At 65.9% G+C, this 18,443-nt stretch carries 20 protein-coding genes; 12 read left to right on the forward strand and 8 right to left on the reverse strand.

Features of this window, described 5'->3' with window-relative positions; genetic code table 11:
* The first annotated feature begins 1 nt into the window (after nt 1).
* The 10 genes from ctaD (at nt 2) to C8J47_RS14745 (ending at nt 9,973) form a co-directional block, all read left to right on the forward strand.
* The gene (gene ctaD / locus C8J47_RS14705) at nt 2-1,666 is read left to right on the forward strand and encodes a cytochrome c oxidase subunit I (RefSeq protein WP_121886307.1); all 1,665 of its coding nucleotides are present in this window, start codon (nt 2-4) and stop codon (nt 1,664-1,666) included.
* A gap of 591 nt (nt 1,667-2,257) precedes the next feature.
* Nucleotides 2,258-3,727 (forward strand): hypothetical protein, encoded by a 1,470-nt coding sequence (locus C8J47_RS14710; protein ID WP_121886308.1) that lies wholly within the window; start codon nt 2,258-2,260, stop codon nt 3,725-3,727.
* Between the two features lie 59 nt (nt 3,728-3,786).
* The gene (locus C8J47_RS14715) at nt 3,787-4,701 is read left to right on the forward strand and encodes a heme o synthase (RefSeq protein ID WP_121886309.1); all 915 of its coding nucleotides are present in this window, start codon (nt 3,787-3,789) and stop codon (nt 4,699-4,701) included.
* Entirely contained in the window at nt 4,698-4,835 is a 138-nt protein-coding gene (locus C8J47_RS19230; protein ID WP_183129127.1) for a hypothetical protein, read from the forward strand. Before C8J47_RS14715 ends, C8J47_RS19230 begins: the two co-directional genes overlap by 4 nt.
* Complete coding sequence (locus C8J47_RS14720) at nt 4,835-5,386, forward strand: cytochrome c oxidase assembly protein (RefSeq protein ID WP_121886310.1); 552 nt, start codon at nt 4,835-4,837, stop codon at nt 5,384-5,386. Before C8J47_RS19230 ends, C8J47_RS14720 begins: the two co-directional genes overlap by 1 nt.
* Before the next feature lie 30 nt (nt 5,387-5,416).
* Nucleotides 5,417-6,343 (forward strand): cytochrome c oxidase subunit 3, encoded by a 927-nt coding sequence (locus tag C8J47_RS14725; RefSeq protein WP_107964469.1) that lies wholly within the window; start codon nt 5,417-5,419, stop codon nt 6,341-6,343.
* Between the two features lie 241 nt (nt 6,344-6,584).
* Nucleotides 6,585-6,968, forward strand: coding sequence for a DUF983 domain-containing protein (locus C8J47_RS14730; protein WP_121886311.1), 384 nt, complete (start codon nt 6,585-6,587; stop codon nt 6,966-6,968).
* Nucleotides 6,965-7,576 carry an SURF1 family cytochrome oxidase biogenesis protein gene (locus C8J47_RS14735; protein ID WP_404969284.1) on the forward strand — a complete coding sequence of 204 codons (612 nt, stop codon included), beginning with the start codon at nt 6,965-6,967 and terminating at the stop codon, nt 7,574-7,576. Before C8J47_RS14730 ends, C8J47_RS14735 begins: the two co-directional genes overlap by 4 nt.
* Before the next feature lie 130 nt (nt 7,577-7,706).
* On the forward strand, nt 7,707-9,107 hold the full coding sequence (gene thrC / locus C8J47_RS14740; protein WP_121886312.1) for a threonine synthase: 1,401 nt from the start codon (nt 7,707-7,709) through the stop codon (nt 9,105-9,107).
* The gene (locus C8J47_RS14745) at nt 9,104-9,973 is read left to right on the forward strand and encodes a class I SAM-dependent methyltransferase (protein WP_121886313.1); all 870 of its coding nucleotides are present in this window, start codon (nt 9,104-9,106) and stop codon (nt 9,971-9,973) included. The genes thrC and C8J47_RS14745 overlap by 4 nt, the downstream gene beginning before the upstream one ends.
* Before the next feature lie 142 nt (nt 9,974-10,115).
* On the opposite strand, the gene C8J47_RS14750 is transcribed toward C8J47_RS14745, so the two are convergent.
* The 3 genes from C8J47_RS14750 to rpsD all read right to left on the reverse strand — a co-directional run bounded on the left by C8J47_RS14750 (nt 10,116) and on the right by rpsD (nt 13,520).
* Complete coding sequence (locus C8J47_RS14750; protein WP_121886314.1) at nt 10,116-11,087, reverse strand: agmatine deiminase family protein; 972 nt, start codon at nt 11,085-11,087, stop codon at nt 10,116-10,118.
* A complete protein-coding gene (locus C8J47_RS14755) occupies nt 11,088-12,719 on the reverse strand; it encodes a M28 family peptidase (protein WP_121886511.1) in 1,632 nt (543 codons plus the stop codon).
* A gap of 186 nt (nt 12,720-12,905) precedes the next feature.
* A complete protein-coding gene (gene rpsD / locus C8J47_RS14760) occupies nt 12,906-13,520 on the reverse strand; it encodes a 30S ribosomal protein S4 (RefSeq protein ID WP_121886315.1) in 615 nt (204 codons plus the stop codon).
* A gap of 191 nt (nt 13,521-13,711) precedes the next feature.
* Here rpsD and C8J47_RS14765 point away from each other — a divergent pair, with 191 nt between their 5' ends.
* Entirely contained in the window at nt 13,712-14,011 is a 300-nt protein-coding gene (locus C8J47_RS14765) for a chorismate mutase (RefSeq protein ID WP_121886316.1), read from the forward strand.
* Here C8J47_RS14765 and C8J47_RS14770 read toward each other — a convergent pair.
* The 5 genes from C8J47_RS14770 to rpiB all read right to left on the reverse strand — a co-directional run bounded on the left by C8J47_RS14770 (nt 14,008) and on the right by rpiB (nt 17,778).
* On the reverse strand, nt 14,008-15,189 hold the full coding sequence (locus C8J47_RS14770; protein WP_121886317.1) for a TrmH family RNA methyltransferase: 1,182 nt from the start codon (nt 15,187-15,189) through the stop codon (nt 14,008-14,010). The two genes, C8J47_RS14765 and C8J47_RS14770, sit on opposite strands and share 4 nt — an antisense overlap.
* Nucleotides 15,190-15,386: 197 nt before the next feature.
* A complete protein-coding gene (gene nrdR / locus C8J47_RS14775; protein ID WP_056487307.1) occupies nt 15,387-15,851 on the reverse strand; it encodes a transcriptional regulator NrdR in 465 nt (154 codons plus the stop codon).
* On the reverse strand, nt 15,852-16,031 hold the full coding sequence (locus tag C8J47_RS14780) for a hypothetical protein (RefSeq protein WP_056053298.1): 180 nt from the start codon (nt 16,029-16,031) through the stop codon (nt 15,852-15,854).
* A 5-nt stretch (nt 16,032-16,036) separates the two neighbouring features.
* Nucleotides 16,037-17,347, reverse strand: a complete 1,311-nt coding sequence (locus C8J47_RS14785; protein ID WP_121886318.1) for a serine hydroxymethyltransferase — start codon at nt 17,345-17,347, stop codon at nt 16,037-16,039.
* Nucleotides 17,344-17,778: a ribose 5-phosphate isomerase B gene (gene rpiB, locus C8J47_RS14790; RefSeq protein WP_121886319.1), complete on the reverse strand. Its 435-nt coding sequence runs from the start codon at nt 17,776-17,778 to the stop codon at nt 17,344-17,346. Before rpiB ends, C8J47_RS14785 begins: the two co-directional genes overlap by 4 nt.
* A gap of 236 nt (nt 17,779-18,014) precedes the next feature.
* Between rpiB and C8J47_RS14795 the strand changes: the two genes are divergently transcribed.
* Nucleotides 18,015-18,437 carry a hypothetical protein gene (locus C8J47_RS14795; protein ID WP_147454345.1) on the forward strand — a complete coding sequence of 141 codons (423 nt, stop codon included), beginning with the start codon at nt 18,015-18,017 and terminating at the stop codon, nt 18,435-18,437.
* Nucleotides 18,438-18,443 lie beyond the last annotated feature (6 nt).

The raw sequence follows: 18,443 nt of genomic DNA on the forward strand, positions 1-18,443 counted from the left end.
GATGACCGACACCGCTCTCACCCCGTCGGCCTTCGTGTCTCACGAAGCGCACGACCATCATCACGATACCGATCACAAGCCGGGCTTCTTCGCGCGTTGGTTCATGTCGACCAACCACAAGGACATCGGCACGCTGTACCTGATCTTTGCGATCGTCGCGGGGATCATCGGCGGCTCGGTCTCGGGCCTCATGCGCGCCGAACTCGCGCATCCCGGCATCCAGTATCTGCAAGGCTGGGCGAGCATGCTCCACGGCGGCCCCGCCAGCCTCGACGAATCGCTCCATCTCTGGAACGTGCTGATCACCGCGCACGGCCTGATCATGGTGTTCTTCATGGTCATGCCGGCGATGGTCGGTGGCTTCGGCAACTGGTTCGTGCCGATCATGATCGGCGCGCCTGACATGGCGTTCCCGCGCATGAACAACGTGTCGTTCTGGCTGCTGATCCCCGCCTTCACGCTGCTGCTGGCCTCGCCGTTCTTCGGTGGCGCGGGTAACGGCTGGACGCTCTACGCCCCGCTCTCGACGTACGGCGAGCCCGGACCGTCGACCGACATGGCGATCCTCGCGCTCCATCTGGCGGGTGCATCGTCGATCCTCGGCGCGATCAACTTCATCACGACGATCTTCAACATGCGCGCGCCTGGCATGACGCTGCACAAGATGCCCCTGTTCGTGTGGTCGATGCTCGTCACCGCGTTCCTGCTGCTGCTCGCGCTGCCGGTGCTCGCCGCGGCGATCACGATGCTGCTGACCGATCGCAACTTCGGCACGACCTTCTTCGATCCGGCTGGCGGTGGCGATCCCGTCCTGTACCAGCATCTGTTCTGGTTCTTCGGCCATCCCGAAGTCTACATCATGATCCTGCCGGGCTTCGGCATCGTCAGCCAGATCATCTCGACGTTCAGCCGCAAGCCGGTGTTCGGCTATCTCGGCATGGCGTATGCGATGGTCGCGATCGGCGTGGTCGGGTTCGTCGTGTGGGCGCACCACATGTTCACCACCGGCCTCAGCGTGAACACCAAGATGTACTTCACCGCGGCGACGATGGTCATCGCGGTGCCGACCGGCATCAAGATCTTCTCGTGGATCGCGACGATGTGGGGCGGCTCGCTCACCTTCAAGACGCCGATGGTGTGGTCGATCGGGTTCATCTTCATGTTCACCGTCGGCGGCGTGACCGGCGTGGTGCTCGCCAATGGCGGCATCGACGACTACATGCAGGACACGTACTATGTGGTGGCGCATTTCCACTACGTTCTGTCGCTGGGTGCGGTCTTCTCGCTGTTCGCGGGGTTCTATTACTGGTTCCCGAAGATGACCGGCAAGATGTACAACGAGTTCCTCGGCCAGCTGCACTTCTGGGTGTTCTTCGTCGGCGTGAACGTGATGTTCTTCCCGATGCACTTCCTCGGCCTCCAGGGCATGCCGCGCCGCATCCCGGACTACACGCCGCAGTACGAGCATTGGAACACGGTCGCCTCGGTCGGCTACATGATCATGGCCGCGGGCATGGTGGTGTTCTTCGTCAACCTGATCTGGTCGCTGATCGCGGGCAAGCCGGCGGGCGACAACCCCTGGGGCGACGGCGCGACGACGCTGGAGTGGACGATCTCCTCGCCACCGCCGTACCACCAGTTCGAGACGCTGCCGAAGATCGATTAGGATGCGAGGCCGCGTAGCGCCAGCTACGCGCCGGTGCGGCCCAGCCGCACGCATCCGACCGGCCGGCGCGGCAACGCCGCGTCCGACGACACGGGATTAACTCCCGTGTCGGAGCCAGCCAAAAACGAAGACGCCTCGGGGAAACCCGGGGCGTTTTTCGTTGAATTGCCGTCCCCAGCCCCAAGATGTTTCCCCGCGAAGGCGGGGACCCAGTCTGGGCTCCCGCCTTCGCGGGAGAACAAGGAGGCAGGAGCCTACGTGCATCATATCCGACCTGCATCATCCCTGACCTACGTCGTTTCCGACCCACGCCATCGCACGTACGCGATCCCCGCGCCCCACCTTCCACGCCCCCCAACCCGTCATCCCAGCGAACGCTGGGATCTCACCCTGTGACTCCACGTGCTGACCAAATCAGAGACCCCAGCTTTCGCTGGGGTGGCGAGAGGAGGGCAGGCGGCGGGAATGAACAGGGTCACGGAAGAGGGCTGAGGCTACAGGAATCGTCTGGGACGATGCAAAGACATCGGCCCAACGCACCCTCCCGTCCCCATTCACCATTCCAAAGGACAATCGCGCTACCCCACCGCCATGCCGCGCGCGCCAACCCTAGTCCGTCCCGACGCCCGCACCGGCATGCCGCGCGCGACCTTCGCCCTGCTCGCCGGCTTCGCCGCGTTCGCCTTCACGATCATCGTGCCCACCGCGTTGCGCGACGGCGACACCGGCTGGCACCTCGCGACCGGTGCCTGGATCGTCGCGCATGCCAGCGTCCCGACCACGGATCCGTTCTCGTTCACCGCCGCCGGGCGCCACTGGGTGGCGCACGAATGGCTGTCCGAACTGGCGATGTATGCGAGTTACCGCGCGGCCGGCTGGAGCGGCCTGATCGTGCTGATCGGCGCGGCGATGGCGGCCCTGTTCGCGCTCGTCGCCTATCAGAGTCGTCGCTGGCTGAGTACGCGCGCCAGCATCGCCGCCTTGCTGATGCTCGCCACCGGCCTGCTACCGTCTCTGCTGGCGCGCCCGCATATCCTGGCGCTGCCGTTGCTGGCCGGCTGGACGATCGCGCTCCTCCATGCCCGCGACCGCGATCGATCGCCGCCGCTCGTTCTCGCCGCGCTGATGCTGGTCTGGGCGAACGCACATGGCAGCTTCGTTTTCGGTCTCGCGCTGGTCGGGGTCTTCGCGCTCGAAGCGCTGATCGCCGCAACGCCATCCGACCGGCGCCACGTCGTTATCGGCTGGGGCATGTTCGGCATCCTGTCGGCGATCGCCGCGACGGCAACCCCCGCGGGCATCGACGGCCTGATCTTCCCCTTCTACGTCAACAACCTCGCGCTCTTGAAGCATCTCAACGAATGGCAGCCCGCCGATTTCTCCGGCTTTTCCGGGTTCGAGGCGATCCTGCTCGCCACGCTGTTCACGCTCCTAGTCCGGCCGGTCCGCATCCCGCCCGTCCGCCTGATCCTGCTGCTCGGCGTCCTCCATCTGACCTTGCAGCATACCCGCCAGGAGATCGTCCTCGTCGTCGTGGGCGTGCTCCTGCTCGCCGAACCGATCGGCAGAGCCTGGACCACGCCGGTCAGCGCCGCGCCCGGCTTCCGCAATGCTCGCCAGAGCGCGCCGATCATCGCGCTGCTGAGTTTGCTCGCCGCGGGTCTTTCGGCATACCGAATTGCGGTACCGGTCGTCCGCGCCGACAGCGCCGCCATTCCCGTTACAGCGCTCCGCCACGTACCGTCGCAGCTTCGCGGTCAGCCGGTCTTCAACGACTATGGCTTCGGCGGTCCGCTGATCCTCGCCGGTATCCGTCCCTATATCGATGGCCGATCCGACATGTACGGCGACCCGTTCACGCTCGACTATTTCGCGATCGCACAGGGCGACGTGGATCGCTGGCATGCCGCGAACGCGAAATGGCATTTCCGCTGGACGATCCTGCCGCCACGGTCGAAGCTGGTGCCGGCGCTCGACCACGACCCTGCATGGCGGCGGATCTACGCGGACGACACCGCGGTCATCCACCAGGCCGTACCCGCGCCTCGTCCAACCCCTTGAACCGTCACGACGCGAAGGCTTTCCGACCTCCGCCGCAGCGCGTATAGCGTACCCGAACCATGACTCCCGCCGCCCCCCTCCTGCCGCCGCCGCTCCTGCCACCGGCGCATTGGCGCGACTTCCTTGCGCTGACCAAGCCGCGCGTGATGACGCTCGTCGTCTTCACCGGGCTATGCGGCATGCTTGCCGCGCCGACCTCGGTGCATCCAGTGATCGGCTTCACCGCGATCCTCTGCATCGCGCTCGGCGCCGGGGCAGCGGGTGCACTCAACCAATGGTACGAGTCGGACATCGACGCGGTCATGCGGCGGACGCAGAAGCGCCCGCTCCCCGATGGCCGGATGGACCGCCAGGCGGCGCTGCATTTCGGCGTCGGGCTCGGTGCGTTCTCGGTGCTGTTCATGGGGTTCGCGGTCAACGTCGTCGCCGCGGCGATCCTGACCGTCTCGATCCTGTTCTACGTGCTGGTCTACACCGTCTGGCTGAAGCGCCGCACGCCGCAGAACATCGTCATCGGTGGGGCTGCGGGCGCGTTCCCGCCGCTGATCGGCTGGGCGGCTGCGACCGGCGACGTCGCGCTGCTGCCTGTCCTTCTGTTCCTGTTCGTGTTCCTCTGGACGCCCCCCCATTTCTGGGCGCTCGCGCTGTTCATGAAGAGCGATTACGCCGCCGCGGGCGTACCGATGCTTCCCGTCGTCTCGGGCGAGCGGACCACGCGGACGCAGATCGGGCTCTACACGATCCCGATGGCGGCGGTGGCAATCCTGCCCTGGCCGCTCGGGCTGACCGGCGCGATCTACGGCATCGCGGCCGTCCTGCTGACCGGCTGGTTCGCGTTGCTCGCCGTCCGCGTCGCGAAGCGCACCACGCATGCCGACGATGCGATGAAACCGGAGAAGGCCTTGTTCAAATACTCGATCCTGTATCTGTTCGTGATGTTCGGCGCGCTGGTCGTCGACCGGTGGTTCGCATGAGCATGCCCGATCCAGACCTGATCCGCAGCCGCCAACGCGGCCGCGCCCGCGTCATGGCGCTCTTGCTGGGCGCGTTCGTCATCCTCGTCTTCGCGATCTCGATCGCCAAGATCCGCGCGGGGATGCCGCACTGATGGCCGGCTGGAAGGCCATGTCGCGCACCAATCGTACTGCGGCGCTCGCGGTGCTCTTCATCTGCTTCATGACCGGCCTCGCCTGGGCCAGCGTCCCGCTATACCGCCTGTTCTGCGCCGCCACCGGGCTCAACGGCACCACCAACCGCGGGCTGGCTGCGCCCGGCGCGGTCGACCACAAGATCACCGTCGACTTCGACACCAACGTCAGCCCCAAGCTGCGGTGGAAGTTCGTGCCCGAGAATCGCTCCGATACGATCGACGTCGGCGCGCGCGACATGGCGTTCTTCACCGCGACCAACACGTCGAACAAGCCGCTGACCGGCACCGCGACGTTCAACGTCCAGCCCGCGCAGGCGGGCAAGTATTTCACCAAGATCCAATGCTTCTGCTTCACGCAGCAGACGCTGAAACCCGGCGAGACCGCGCGGATGCCGGTGATCTTCTTCGTCGATCCGAAGATCCTGACCGACCCCGACGCGGCCGATATCCAGACGATCACGCTCAGCTATACGTTTTACCCGGTGGATTCTGCGAAAACAGCCAGCTAGAACGTCGCCAAAGAAAATAGGGGAGTACCGATGGCCGGCGCCAAGAACCATGATTACCACATCCTGCCGCCGAGCATCTGGCCGCTGGTCGGATCGTTCTCGGCGCTGATCATGGCGGTCGGCGGCATCATGTGGATGCACGGCGGGCATATCGACAAGCCCAATGGCGGCGGCTGGATCTTCTTTATCGGCCTGACCGGGCTGCTCTTCACCTTCTACAGCTGGTGGGCGCAGGTCATCAAGGAAGCGCACGCGGGCGACCACACCCCCGTCGTCCAGCTCCATTTCCGCTACGGCATGATCCTGTTCATCGCCTCCGAAGTGATGTTCTTCGTCGGCTGGTTCTGGGCGTTCTTCGACTTTTCGCTGTTCCCGACCGCGATGACCTATGCCGACGGCAGCGTCACACGCGCCGTCGAAGGTGGCGCGGCGATCGTCGCGCAGTGGCCGCCCAAGGGCCTTACGGTCATCAACCCGTTCGAACTGCCGCTGCTCAACACGCTGATCCTGCTGACCTCGGGCACCACGGTGACGTGGGCGCACCACGCGCTGATCCACAACCAGCGCGGCGGCGAGAAGACGGGGGCCTGGGGCCTGATCGGCGTCGGCAACCGCGACGGCGTGCTCAAGGGCCTGTGGCTGACGGTAATCCTCGGCGCACTGTTCAGCTCGATCCAGGCTTACGAGTACGTCCACGCACCGTTCCCGTTCAAGGGCATCAACTACGGTGCGGCGTTCTTCATGGCGACCGGCTTCCACGGTTTCCACGTGCTGATCGGCACGATCTTCCTGATCGTCTGCCTGGTCCGCGCCTATCGCGGTGACTTCACCCCGCGCCAGCATTTCGGCTTCGAAGCGGCGGCGTGGTACTGGCACTTCGTCGACGTCGTGTGGCTGTTCCTGTTCGTCACCGTCTATGTCTGGGGCGGCTGGGGCGCCCCCGTCCACGGCGGTTGAGGGTTACTAATTACCCCCCCGGCGAAGGCCGGGGCCCAATTGTTGAGGTTGCGGTAACGAAGCGCGGTCCTCCGTTGGCAACGCTCCCCAATTGGGCCCCGGCCTCCGCCGGGGTGGTGGGTTTTGCCGGTATCGCACTGCCGCAATCCAACGGTCCCGCCCGCCTCTTGTTCTCCCGCGAAGGCGGGAGCCCAATCTGGATCCCCGCCTTCGCGGGGAAACAAGGGAGAGCGCTGACCGCATGACCGAAGATCCATACCCGCTCGCCAACGCCCCCACGATCGCCCAGGTCGCGCTGAAAGGTTTGTGCCCTCGCTGCGGCAAGCCCACGCTCTTCGCGAAATGGTCCAACTTCGCCGACCGTTGCCCGAACTGCGGGCTCGACTTCAGCAAGTTCAACGTCGGCGACGGCCCCGCCGCATTCCTGACCCTGATCCTCGGCGCGCTCGTCGTCGCGCTCGCGATCACGCTCGAACTCAAAGTCCATCCCCCGCTCTGGCTCCACATGCTGATCTGGATCCCCTTCACCGCCGGCGGAGTCGTCCTCTCGCTCCGAGCACCCAAGGGCGCGCTCATGTCCGCCGAATACCGCAACGCAGCCCGCGAAGGCCGAATCGACCCGTGACCCGCACCGCACGACGCATACCCGTCATCCCGACCGTCCTCGTCACGCTCGCAATCGCGGCGATGATCGCCCTCTGCATCTGGCAACTCGTCGACCGCCTCCCGAAAAAGGAAGCGTTCCTCGCGCAGCTCGCCGCTAACCCGGCCAAGCCGCCTATGGCGTTCCCGCGCATCCCCGACGAGACGCTGCTGTTCCGCCGCGCCTCGGGCCTCTGCCTACAGCCAACCGACATCAAGCTCGCCGGCGCCGGCAAATCCGGCTTCCGTGCGATCGCCGAGTGCCGCACCGGCGCGGAAGGCCCCGGCATGATCGTCCAGCTCGGCACGACGCGCGATCCGATGGCCAAGGTCGCCTGGGCCGGTGGCGAAGTCTCCGGCTACATCAGCCACGCGCCCGACGGCCGTTCGCTGATCGGATCGCTGTTCGATCACACCCCGCAACGCCTGATGCTGGTCGCGGACTCCCCGCAAGCGGGGCTCAACCCCAACGGCAAGCCCGACCTCGCGTCGGTCCCGAACAACCACCTCGCCTATGCCGGACAGTGGTTCTTCTTCGCCGCCATCGCCGCGATCATCTACACGCTCGCCCTGCGCCGCCGGCCTCGCTAGCCGTTCTCCTGCGAACGCAGGAGCCCAGGGTACCGCGCGCATTCCTTCGTAACCCTGGATCCCTGCGTTCGCAGGAAAACGGAAAGCGCGCAGCTTGTTCCCTTCCGCTCAGCCCGCTAACCGACGGAACATGCGTTACATCAGCACCCGCGGCTCGGCCCCCGTCCTGGATTTCGAAGCGGCGACGCTCGCCGGCCTCGCCTCCGATGGCGGCCTCTACCTCCCCGACGCGTGGCCGACGATGACCCGCGACGAGATCGCCGCGCTCGCCGGGCTTTCGTATGTCGACACCGCGGTTGCCGTAATGGCCCCGTTCGTCGGCGACGCGATCACGCGCGAGGAACTGAAGGCGCTCTGCGATCAGGCCTATGGCCGCTTCTCGCACGCAGCCGTGACACCACTCGTGCAACTCGACCACGACCAGTGGCTGCTCGAGCTCTTCCACGGCCCGACGCTCGCGTTCAAGGACGTCGCGCTCCAGCTGCTTGGCCTCTTCTTCGAACGCTTCCTCGCCGGCACGGACAAGCGCCTGACGATCGTCGGCGCGACCAGCGGCGATACCGGCTCGGCGGCGATCGACGCGGTCGCGGGGCGCGAGGGGATCGACATCTTCATGCTCCACCCGGTCGGCCGCATCTCCGACGTGCAACGCCGCCAGATGACCACGGTGCTCAGCCCCAACGTCTACAACATTGCCATCGAGGGCAGCTTCGACGATGCGCAGGCGCTGGTGAAGGCGATGTTCAACGACCGCGCCTTCTCGACCAAGTTCGCGCTGTCGGCGGTCAACTCGATCAACTGGGCCCGCCTGATGGCGCAGGTGGTGTATTTCTTCTACGCTGCCGTTCGCCTCGGCGCGCCCGATCGCGAGGTCGCGTTCGCGGTCCCGACCGGCAATTTCGGCGACGTCTTCGCGGGCTACGTCGCGGCGAAGATGGGGCTGCCGGTCGCCAAGCTGGTGGTCGCGACCAACGTCAACGACATCCTCCACCGCGCGCTCAGCACCGGCGATTATTCGAAGGGGGGCGTCCAGCAGACCCCGACCCCGTCGATGGACATCCAGGTGAGCTCGAACTTCGAACGCCTGTTGTTCGACCTCGGCGACCGCGATGGCGCAGCGCTGGCCGAACAGATGGCCGGCTTCGAGTCTTCGGGAGCAATGCGCCTGACCAACGCACAGTCGCAAGGTGCCTCCGCCCTCTTCCAGAGCGAGCGCATCGACCTCGACGACATGACGCTGGCAATGCGCTGGGCACACGAGCATGCGGGGCAAGTGATCGACCCGCACACCGCGATCGGCCTCGCCGCTGCGCTACGCACCGAAGTCCCCGCCGGCGTTCCCATCGTGACGCTCGCCACCGCGCACCCCGCCAAGTTCGGCGACGCAGTCGAGCGCGCGACCGGCGTCCGTCCGTCGCTGCCCGCCCGCGTCGGCGACCTGTTCGACCGCGAGGAGCGCTACGCCACGCTGCCGGCGACCTTCGAAGCGATCACCGCCTACATCACCGAGCGCGCGAAGCCGTCGGCATGAAGCTGCACACCCTCATCGGCGAACCCTGGGCGGATTACGGCCTGATTGACTCCGGCCACGGTAAGAAGCTCGAACGCTATGGCCGCTTCCGCTTCATCCGCCCCGAGCCGCAGGCGATGTGGGCCCCCGCCTCGACCGACTGGCAGGCGCAGGGCGAATTCGTCCCCGGCTCCGACGAGGATGGCGGCGGCCGATGGGAATTCTCCGAGCCCGTTCCTCGCGAAGGCTGGACGCTCAAGTGGAACGAGGTGTCGTACACCGCGCAGACGACCCCATTCCGCCACCTCGGTTTCTTCCCCGACATGGCGCCTGTGTGGAGCTGGATGCGCGAGCGCGTGGCGGGGCTCGATTCGCCCGAATGCATGAACCTGTTCGGCTATACCGGCGTCGGCACGCTGGCGATGGCGACCAAAGGCGTCCGCATGGTCCACGTCGATGCGTCGAAGAAATCGGTCGAGGCGGCCAAGGCGAACGCGAAACTGTCGGGCATGGCCGATGCGCCGATCCGCTGGATGACGGATGATGCGGCGAAGTTTGTCGCCCGCGAGGTTCGGCGCGGGCGGCGATATGATGGGATTTTGCTCGATCCGCCGAAATACGGGCGTGGGCCTGAGGGCGAAGTGTGGCGGCTGGAGGAAGACCTGCCGAAGCTTATCGCCGACTGTCGCAAGCTGCTCGACGAGAACTCGCGCTTCCTGTTCCTGACGGTCTACGCGGTGCGGATGTCTGCGCTCGCGATAGGGGAGTTGCTGAATCAGGTGTTCGCCGATCTGCCCGGCAAGGTCGAGGTGGGCGAACTCGGCGTTCGCGAAGAAACGCGCGGCCTGGTATTGCCGACGGCAATCTGGGCCCGCTGGAGCCGCTGAGCTCGCCCGCCTAGCACCACCCCGGCGGAGGCCGGGGCCCAATTGGAAAGGTTGAAGTAACGAAGGCCAGTCCTCCGTTGGCTACGTCCCCCAATTGGACCCCGGCCTTCGCCGGGGTGGTGGTTGGTTGAGAAACTCCCGCTTACCCCGGAATCTGCTGCGAGATGCAGTGGAAGCTTCCGCCCCCGGTCAGGATATGGTCCGCACGCTGTCCCACAACCTCACGGTCCGGGAACAGCGCCTGGATCGCCACCACCGCCGCCTGGTCGTTCTCGGCCCCGTACAACGGCACTACCACCGCGGCATTGCCGATATAGAAGTTCATATAGCTCGCCGGCACGACCTCCTCGTCGCGCAGCACGCGGCCCGGCGACGGGATCGTCACGACCGCCAGCCCGGCCGCGGCGGCATCGCGCGCGGCGTTCTGGTACACCTGCCAGTTCGGATCGTTGTCGGTCGCCTTTGGGATCGCCACGCGGCCCTCGCCGACAAACCGCGCGAGGTTGTCGACATGGCCGTCGGTGTGATCATTGACCAAGCCATCCCCAAGCCAAACGACGCGCGAATAGCCAAGATCCGACGCCAGCCGCGCCTCGATCTCCGCCTTGGTCAGCGACGGATTGCGGTTGCGGTTGAGCAGGCACTGCTGCGTCGTGACGACCGTCCCGGTACCATCGCCATCGATCGCACCACCTTCGAGGACCCAGTCACACGCCTCGACCTGCTTGTGCCGGCTCTCCGCCAGCCGCTGCCCGATCGTGTCGTCGCCGGGCAGGTCGTACTTCCCGCCCCAGCCGTTGAACCGGAAGTCCCGCGCGCTGCCGTCGCCGACGATGATCGGCGCGGTATCGCGCAGCCAGATATCGCCGAACGGCTCGACCACCACGTCCGCGAACGGGGCCAGCTTCTTGGCGGTGGTCGCCGAGCCGACGTCGGCCGCGACCAGGATCACCGTCTCGCCCTTGCCGCCGGCGTGCACCGCCTTGGCAAACGCGACGACCTCGTCCCGCGCGGGCTCGAGATCCTCAAGCCACAGGTCCGCATGGCTCGGAAAGCCGATCCAGACGGCCTTGTGGTGCGCCCATTCGGCGGGGGTAGAGACGGTCGTGGTCACTTACTTGGCTCCTGCGCGATCGCGGTCACGGATGCCGCGGAATTCGGCGGTCTTATACCAGTTCGGCCACAGACTGGTATCGTCCGCGAGTTTCCGCCCGAGCCCGTAATAGATCGTCAGGTCCTCGACCGCTCCCGACCAGTCCCACTTGGCGTCATATTCGTCCGCGGGCTTGTGATACCGGTGCGCGACATAATCCTCGCGCGCCGCATGTCCCGCTGCGGTGCCGCCAACGACAAGGTCCTCACCGCTGCCGCCATCGAGCATCGGCACGCCCAGCTTGGCGAAACTGAAGTGATCCGACCGGTAATAGCCGCCGCGCTCCGGGTTCGCCTCGACGCCGATCACGCGGCCCTCGGCAGCGACGAACGGCTTCACCAGATCCTCGATCTCCGACTTCCCCGCGCCGGTCAGCACGAAGTCCTTCGCGCGGCCATCGACGTTCAGCACGTCCATGTTCACGCCGCCGACGGTGTGCGCGAGCGGATAGATCGGATGCTCGGCATAATAGCGCGACCCGAGCAGCCCGGACTCTTCCGCCGTCACCGCCAGAAACGCGATCGAGCGCTTGGCCGGCCCGGCTTTCACCTGAGCCTCGGCCAAGGCAACCAGCCCGGCGACCCCGCTCGCATTGTCCGCAGCGCCGTTACAGATGTCGTCGCCATCGACCGCATCGCAACGCCCCAGATGATCCCAATGCGCCGAATACATGACGTAATCATTCGGGGCGGCAGTACCGGGCAGCACGCCGATCACGTTCTTCGAGGCCTGCCGCTTGATCGTGTTGTCGAACCCGCCCCCGAACTTCAGCCCGAGCGGCACCGCCTTGAACCCCTTCACCTTCGCCGCAGCCGCCAGCGTCGCGTAATCCTTGCCCGCGCTCGCGAACACGCGCTCCGCCGCGGGCTTCTGCATCCAGCCGACGATCTGAGACTGGTCGAGATGATCGCCCTTCTCGTCCAGCTCGAGCTGCGGCCCGGTCCAGGACGACTGCACAACAGCCCACGGATATGCCGCCGGCTCGGTATCATGGACGATGATGGCCGCCGCCGCGCCGTGCTTGGCGGCGTTCTCGAACTTGTACGGCCAGCGCCCGTACCACGTCATTGCCCGGCCCTCGAAGGGCCCCTCGCGCGACATCGTCTGCCAGTCGGCGTCGTTGATGAGGATGACGACGGTCTTCCCCTTCACGTCGGTGCCGGCATAATCGTCCCAGCCCTTCTCGGGCGCGGTGATGCCGTAGCCGACGAATACCACGTCGCTGTTCGCCACCGCGGACTTCGGCGCCACGCGGTACGTGCCCGCGACCATGTCGGTGCGATAGGCGAGGCTGACGGGCGCCTTACCGCCGGTGAATACGTAAGGCTGCACGTTCGTGGCCGTAATCTCCACCATCGGCACGTCCTGCGTCCACGCGCCCTTGTTGCCGGGCTTCAGCCCTGCCGCCTTCATCCGCTCGACGATGTACGCGACCGTCTTCGCTTCCGCGGGCGTGGTCGGCGCGCGGCCTTCGTACGCGTCGGACGACAGCACCTGCGTAACGGTCTTCAACGTCTCGACCGAGATCGCGGGAGACGTCTGCGCGGACGCAGCGGTCCCGAGCAGCAGGAGAGGCAGGATGGCAGCGCGCATGGTCATTCCCCGGTTATGTTGCGCGCGTTCTGGCAAAGCTGGACGTGCATGTCCACGAGGCGACAATGGGCAACGAAAAAGGGCGGCCCCGCAGGACCGCCCTTTTCTGTTCCAAACCGCGCCGTGGCAAAGCCACGTCGTCGGACATCGCTTGAGCGACGCCGGCCGGTCGACGAATTTCTCGGCTTAACGCGAGTAAAATTCGACGACCAGGTTCGGTTCCATCTTCACCGGGTAAGGCACTTCGTCGAGCGTCGGGACGCGCGTAAAGGTGACCTTGGCGGCGCCGTCGGGCGCGACATAGTCGGGGATCTCGCGCTCGGCGAGGCTCTGGGCTTCCATGACCAGCGCCATTTCCTGCGCCTTGGTGCCCAGCGTGATCTCGTCGCCGACGAAGCAGCGACGCGAGGCGATGTTGCATTTCACGCCGTTGACGCGGATGTGGCCGTGCGAGACGATCTGGCGGGCCGCGAAGATCGTCGGTGCGAACTTGGCGCGGTAGACGATCATGTCGAGGCGCTGCTCGAGCAGGCCGATCAGGTTCTGCGAGGTATCGCCCTTCAGACGCGCAGCCTCGTGGTAGCACGCACGGAACTGCTTCTCGGTCACGTCGCCGTAATAGCCCTTGAGCTTCTGCTTGGCGCGCAGCTGGATACCGAAATCGCTGACCTTGCCCTTGCGGCGCTGGCCGTGCTGGCCCGGGCCGTATTCGCGCTTGTTGACCGGCGACTTGGGACGACCCCAGATGTTCTCGCCCATACGGCGATCGAGTTTGTACTTCGCGCTTTGACGCTTCGACATAGTAAGTCCTTGGCAAATGCTAACAACGTTGTTCCCGGTATCGCTCTGCTGGCTGTACGAGACGGATGTCCAGACAGGGCAGGGCCACCGCTTCACCGGGGTGCAGGGCCATTGCGAAGGCGGGCGCCTAGACGGGGGGCGGTCCAGAGTCAAGCTGGACAGGCCGGATGGGGCTCGGCAAGAGACGGCGCATGACCATTCTCCCTGGCCCAGATTGCACCACCATGACCGACGTCCGCGCAGGCGTCGATGCGCTCGACCGCGACCTGGTCGCGCTCATCGCCAAGCGGTTCGCGTACATGGACGCCGCCGCGCGGATCAAGCCCGAGCGCGGGCACGTGCGGGATGAAGCGCGGAAGGCGCAGGTGATCGACAACGCGCGGGCCGAGGCGGCGAGACTGGGCGTTCCGGAGGCCGTGGTCGCGGATCTGTGGGAACGCCTGGTCGAAGCCTCGATCGCCTACGAACTCGCCGCCTTCGACCGGCGCTAGGCTCGCGGTCGCTTCCCCGCCAGCGACGACAGCACGCCGCGGAGAGTTCGGATCTCCTGGCTCGACCAGGCCGGCTTGGTCAGTAGCGTCCGCAGCGTTCGCCGTGTCGACTGCATCTTGTCGGGCAGGTGGAAGAACCCCGCCCCCATTAGCATCGCATCGAGCTGCCCGATCATCCCGTCGAGCTCCTCCTGCGGCGCAGGCGGCATGATCGGGTTGATCGACGGCTGCGACAGTTCGCGCTCGGCGGTGAGGCCCTTCGACCATTCATATGCGACCAGGATCACCGCCTGGGCAAGATTGAGCGAGCCGAACTCCGGATTGATCGGCACCGTAATGATCGTCCGCGCGACTGCGACGTCGTCGGTTTCGAGGCCGGAGCGCTCGGGCCCGAACAGGATCGCGGAGCGGCCGGGGGCGGCGTGGATCTCGGTCGCGGCCTGCTCGGGGGTGACGACGGGTTTGGTGACGCCGCGCTTGCGCACCGTGGTGGCGAACACCTGCGCGCAGTCGGCGGTGGCGGCGGCGACGCTGTCGTAGACCTTGGCGTTCTGGAGGACGATGTCGGCACCGCTGGCGGCGGGGCCGGCGGAGGGGTTGGGCCAGCCGTCTCTGGGGGAGACGAGGCGCATTTCGGTGAGCCCGAAGTTCAGCATCGCGCGCGCGGCCTTACCGATGTTTTCGCCGAGTTGGGGGCGGACCAGGACTATGACTGGAGGTGGGATTTCGTCCGCCAAGGTGCTTCGACTTCGCTCAGCACGAACGGGGGGGGAAGATGGGGGCCCCTCCCCCTCTTCCGATCGGTCGTGGGTCTCACCACCCGAAATGACACGCATCTCCTCTTCCGAAGAGATGCCCCCACCTTCCGTTCGCCCTGAGCGAAGTCGAAGGGCACGCTCCCGCGGGGGAATCGCCGCATCGTGCAGATCCGCCCAATCCTCCCGCGCGAGCGCTTCCTTCTTGCGCCGCGACCAGCCCTTGACTTGGAACTCCGCTTCGAGCGCTTCCTGCCGGCTGCCGAAATCCTGGCACCACATCAGCGTCACCGGGCGTCGCGTCTGCGTGTATCCCGCGATCTCGCCGAGATTATGCTGGCCGATCCGGCGCTCCAGATCGTCCGTATGTCCGGTGTAATAACTGTCATCGGCGCAGCGCACCACATAGGCCCAGAATGTCATTTTTGGGGCTTATCCCTCGATACGTCGTCTCGACAAGCTCGACGTCTACTCGGGACGAACGGGAGTGGGGAAAGGTCCGGTCTGGAGATGGGCGACCGGACGTATCATGAGGGGCGGACTCACTCCCATTCCGTTCGTCCCGAGTAGCGATCGAGCGAAGTCGAGAGCGCGTATCGAAGGACAAGTAAGGGAGCACATCACTCTGCCCGCCCAACCTCCTCAACACTCCCGGCAAAAGCCTCGAAGTCCTTCGCCTCGCTGAAATCGCGATAAACACTCGCAAACCGGATATACGCGACCGAATCGAGCCCCTTGAGCCCGTCCATCACCATCTCGCCGATCCGCTTCGACGTCACGTCGTTCTCGCCCAGCGTCTCCAGCCGCCGCTGGATTCCACTCACCAGCTTTTCGATCCGCCCCGCCTCGATCGCCCGCTTCCGCGTAGCGATCGACAACGACCTGAGCAGCTTCTCCCGGTCGAAAGGCTCCCTGCGCCCCTCGCTCTTCAACACGAACAGCTCGCGCAGTTGAATCCGCTCGAACGTCGTGAAACGCGCGGCGCACCCTTCGCACTGGCGCCGGCGTCGGATCGCCGCCCCGTCTTCGGTGGGGCGGCTGTCCTTTACCTGGCTGTCTTCATGTCCGCAGAAGGGGCAGCGCATTCAGACCTTCTTCTTGCCCTTGTAGTACGCGTAGCCCGCGCCCGCGAGTGCGCCGAAGATCGGGCCGATCACCGGCACCGGGATCGCCACGACCGCGCCGAGTGCGCTCCACTTGGCCATGCTCTTGCCGAGGCCGGGGGTCGCCTTGATGTCGTTCTGGACGTCGTCGAACTTCGACATGCTACTTATCCTTGATAGATCGGGAAGCGCGCGCACAGGGCCCGCACGCGGGTCCGAACGTCCGCCTCGACTTCCGGGTCCCCATGCTCGCCCTTTTTCGCAAGGCCGTCCAGCACGTCGGCGACCATGTTGCCGATCTCGCGGAACTCCGCCGGGCCGAACCCACGCGTCGTCCCCGCGGGCGAGCCGACGCGGATGCCGCTGGTCTTGACGGGCGGCAGCGGATCGTTGGGGATGCCGTTCTTGTTGCAGGTGATCCCCGCGCGCTCCAGCGCCTCGTCCGCATCGCGCCCGGTGATGCCCAGCGGCGTAAGGTCGATCAGCGCGAGATGCGTGTCGGTGCCGCCCGAGACGACATCCGATCCGCGCTCCTTGAGCGTCGCCGCCAGCACCTTCGCGTTCTCGACGACCGCCGCGATGTAGCTTTTGAAATCAGGCTGCAGCGCCTCGCCGAACGCGACCGCCTTCGCTGCGATCACGTGCATCAGCGGCCCGCCCTGGAGCCCCGGGAACACCGCCGAGTTGATCTTCTTCGCTACGCCCTCGTCATTGGTCATGATCATGCCACCGCGCGGGCCCCGCAGAGTCTTGTGCGTGGTGGTCGTCACGACATGTGCATGGCCGAACGGGGTCGGGTGCAGTCCGGCTGCGACGATCCCGGCGAAATGCGCCATGTCGACCATGAAATACGCGCCGACCTTGTCCGCGATCGCGCGGAACTTCGCGAAATCGATGACGCGCGGATAGGCCGAGCCACCCGCGATGATCAGTTTCGGCTGATGCTCGACCGCCAGCGCCTCGACCTGGTCATAGTCGATCAAATGCGTGGTCGCATCGACGCCGTACTGGACCGCGTTGAACCACTTGCCCGACATCGCCGGCTTCGCGCCGTGCGTCAGGTGGCCGCCCGCATCGAGGCTCATGCCGAGGATAGTGTCGCCCGGCTTGACGAGCGCGAGCATCACCGCGCCATTCGCCTGCGCGCCCGAATGCGGCTGCACGTTGACGAACCCGCAGCCGAAGATCTGCTTGGCACGCTCGATCGCGAGCGTCTCGACAACGTCCGACGGCGCGCAGCCCTGATAATAGCGCTTGCCCGGATAGCCCTCGGCGTACTTGTTCGTGAACACCGAACCCTGCGCCTCGAGCACCGCCTTCGAGACGATGTTCTCCGACGCGATCAGCTCAATCTGCGTCTGCTCGCGCTCGAGTTCGGCAGCCACGCCGGCGAATACGGCAGCGTCTGCATCGGCCAGGCCGCGCGTGAAAAAGCCATCGGGCTGGACATCGTGGAGTTCGCGGGGCTGAGTGCTCATGCGGGGACCTTTAACTTGTCGACACGGAGTTGATGACGGCCGCCGGCGAATTCGGCGGACAGGAAAGCTTCGACGCACGCCTTCGCCATTTCTTCGCCGATCAGGCGGGCGCCCATCGCGATAGCGTTGGCGTCGTTGTGGATGCGCGCAAGGCTCGCCGACAGCGGTTCGGACACGAGCGCGCAGCGGCAGGCTGGATTGCGATTGGCGGCGATCGAGATGCCGATCCCGGAGCCGCACAGCGCGATGCCGCGGTCCGCGCTACCATCGGCGATCGCGGACGCCAGCTTGAACCCGTAATCGGGATAATCGACGCTGGCGGTGCCCTCGGGCCCGAGATCGAGCACATCATGTCCCGCCTCGCGCAGCCACGCGGCGAGCACCGCTTTCAACGAAACGGCAGCATGATCGGACGCGATGGCGATGCGCACCTGGCGTATTCCTGTGACGGGGGATCGGGTGCCCAGCCCCATACCGACCCGAGCGCGGATTTGCCACACCTGTTCGCGGGTCGTGATGACGACGGCATCCCACTTAACTCCGTCATCCTGACGAAAGTCAGGACCCAGGGTTACAAAGCGCCGTTCTGCGTTACTCTGGGTCCTGAATTTCGTCATGATGACGGAGCACAATGCTGACTCGCTCGCCTGCGCCATAGGAGACGTCCATGAAAGCCCTCACCCTGCTTGCCGCCGCCGCGCTGACCGCCTGCTCCGGCCCCGCCCCCGATACCAGCAGCGACGGCAACATGACCTCCGCCGGATCGGTCGAGCGCAAGGTCGCTGCCCCAAAGCCCAAAGCGCCCGACTACACCGGCCGCTGGATCGGCGTAGAAGGCATGGTGCTCGACGTCGCCCATGCCGCGGCACCTGGTCACTACGCGCTCACCATGCAGTGGGACCTCGACAACAAGGGCACGTTCGACGGCACCGCGACCGGCGACACGATATCGTTCGATCGCAAAGGCATCCGCGAAACTCTGCGCCCGACCAACGGTGACGCGACCGGGCTAAAATATCTGTTCGGCAAAACCGACTGCCTCACCGTGAAGCCCGGCGAAGGCTATTGCCGCGAGCGACTTAGCCGCTAGGTTCCC

It is taken from the genome of Sphingomonas sp. PP-F2F-G114-C0414 (assembly GCF_003688595.1).
Taxonomy (GTDB): domain Bacteria; phylum Pseudomonadota; class Alphaproteobacteria; order Sphingomonadales; family Sphingomonadaceae; genus Sphingomonas.

Coding starts and splice junctions, on each gene's coding strand:
- ctaD (WP_121886307.1), top strand. CDS start 2: ATGACCGACACCGCTCTCACCCCGTCGGCCTTCGTGTCTCACGAAGCG.
- C8J47_RS14710 (WP_121886308.1), top strand. CDS start 2,258: ATGCCGCGCGCGCCAACCCTAGTCCGTCCCGACGCCCGCACCGGCATG.
- C8J47_RS14715 (WP_121886309.1), top strand. CDS start 3,787: ATGACTCCCGCCGCCCCCCTCCTGCCGCCGCCGCTCCTGCCACCGGCG.
- C8J47_RS19230 (WP_183129127.1), top strand. CDS start 4,698: ATGAGCATGCCCGATCCAGACCTGATCCGCAGCCGCCAACGCGGCCGC.
- C8J47_RS14720 (WP_121886310.1), top strand. CDS start 4,835: ATGGCCGGCTGGAAGGCCATGTCGCGCACCAATCGTACTGCGGCGCTC.
- C8J47_RS14725 (WP_107964469.1), top strand. CDS start 5,417: ATGGCCGGCGCCAAGAACCATGATTACCACATCCTGCCGCCGAGCATC.
- C8J47_RS14730 (WP_121886311.1), top strand. CDS start 6,585: ATGACCGAAGATCCATACCCGCTCGCCAACGCCCCCACGATCGCCCAG.
- thrC (WP_121886312.1), top strand. CDS start 7,707: ATGCGTTACATCAGCACCCGCGGCTCGGCCCCCGTCCTGGATTTCGAA.
- C8J47_RS14745 (WP_121886313.1), top strand. CDS start 9,104: ATGAAGCTGCACACCCTCATCGGCGAACCCTGGGCGGATTACGGCCTG.
- C8J47_RS14755 (WP_121886511.1), bottom strand. CDS start 12,719: ATGCGCGCTGCCATCCTGCCTCTCCTGCTGCTCGGGACCGCTGCGTCC.
- rpsD (WP_121886315.1), bottom strand. CDS start 13,520: ATGTCGAAGCGTCAAAGCGCGAAGTACAAACTCGATCGCCGTATGGGC.
- C8J47_RS14765 (WP_121886316.1), top strand. CDS start 13,712: ATGACCATTCTCCCTGGCCCAGATTGCACCACCATGACCGACGTCCGC.
- C8J47_RS14770 (WP_121886317.1), bottom strand. CDS start 15,189: ATGACATTCTGGGCCTATGTGGTGCGCTGCGCCGATGACAGTTATTAC.
- nrdR (WP_056487307.1), bottom strand. CDS start 15,851: ATGCGCTGCCCCTTCTGCGGACATGAAGACAGCCAGGTAAAGGACAGC.
- C8J47_RS14780 (WP_056053298.1), bottom strand. CDS start 16,031: ATGTCGAAGTTCGACGACGTCCAGAACGACATCAAGGCGACCCCCGGC.
- C8J47_RS14785 (WP_121886318.1), bottom strand. CDS start 17,347: ATGAGCACTCAGCCCCGCGAACTCCACGATGTCCAGCCCGATGGCTTT.
- C8J47_RS14795 (WP_147454345.1), top strand. CDS start 18,015: ATGAAAGCCCTCACCCTGCTTGCCGCCGCCGCGCTGACCGCCTGCTCC.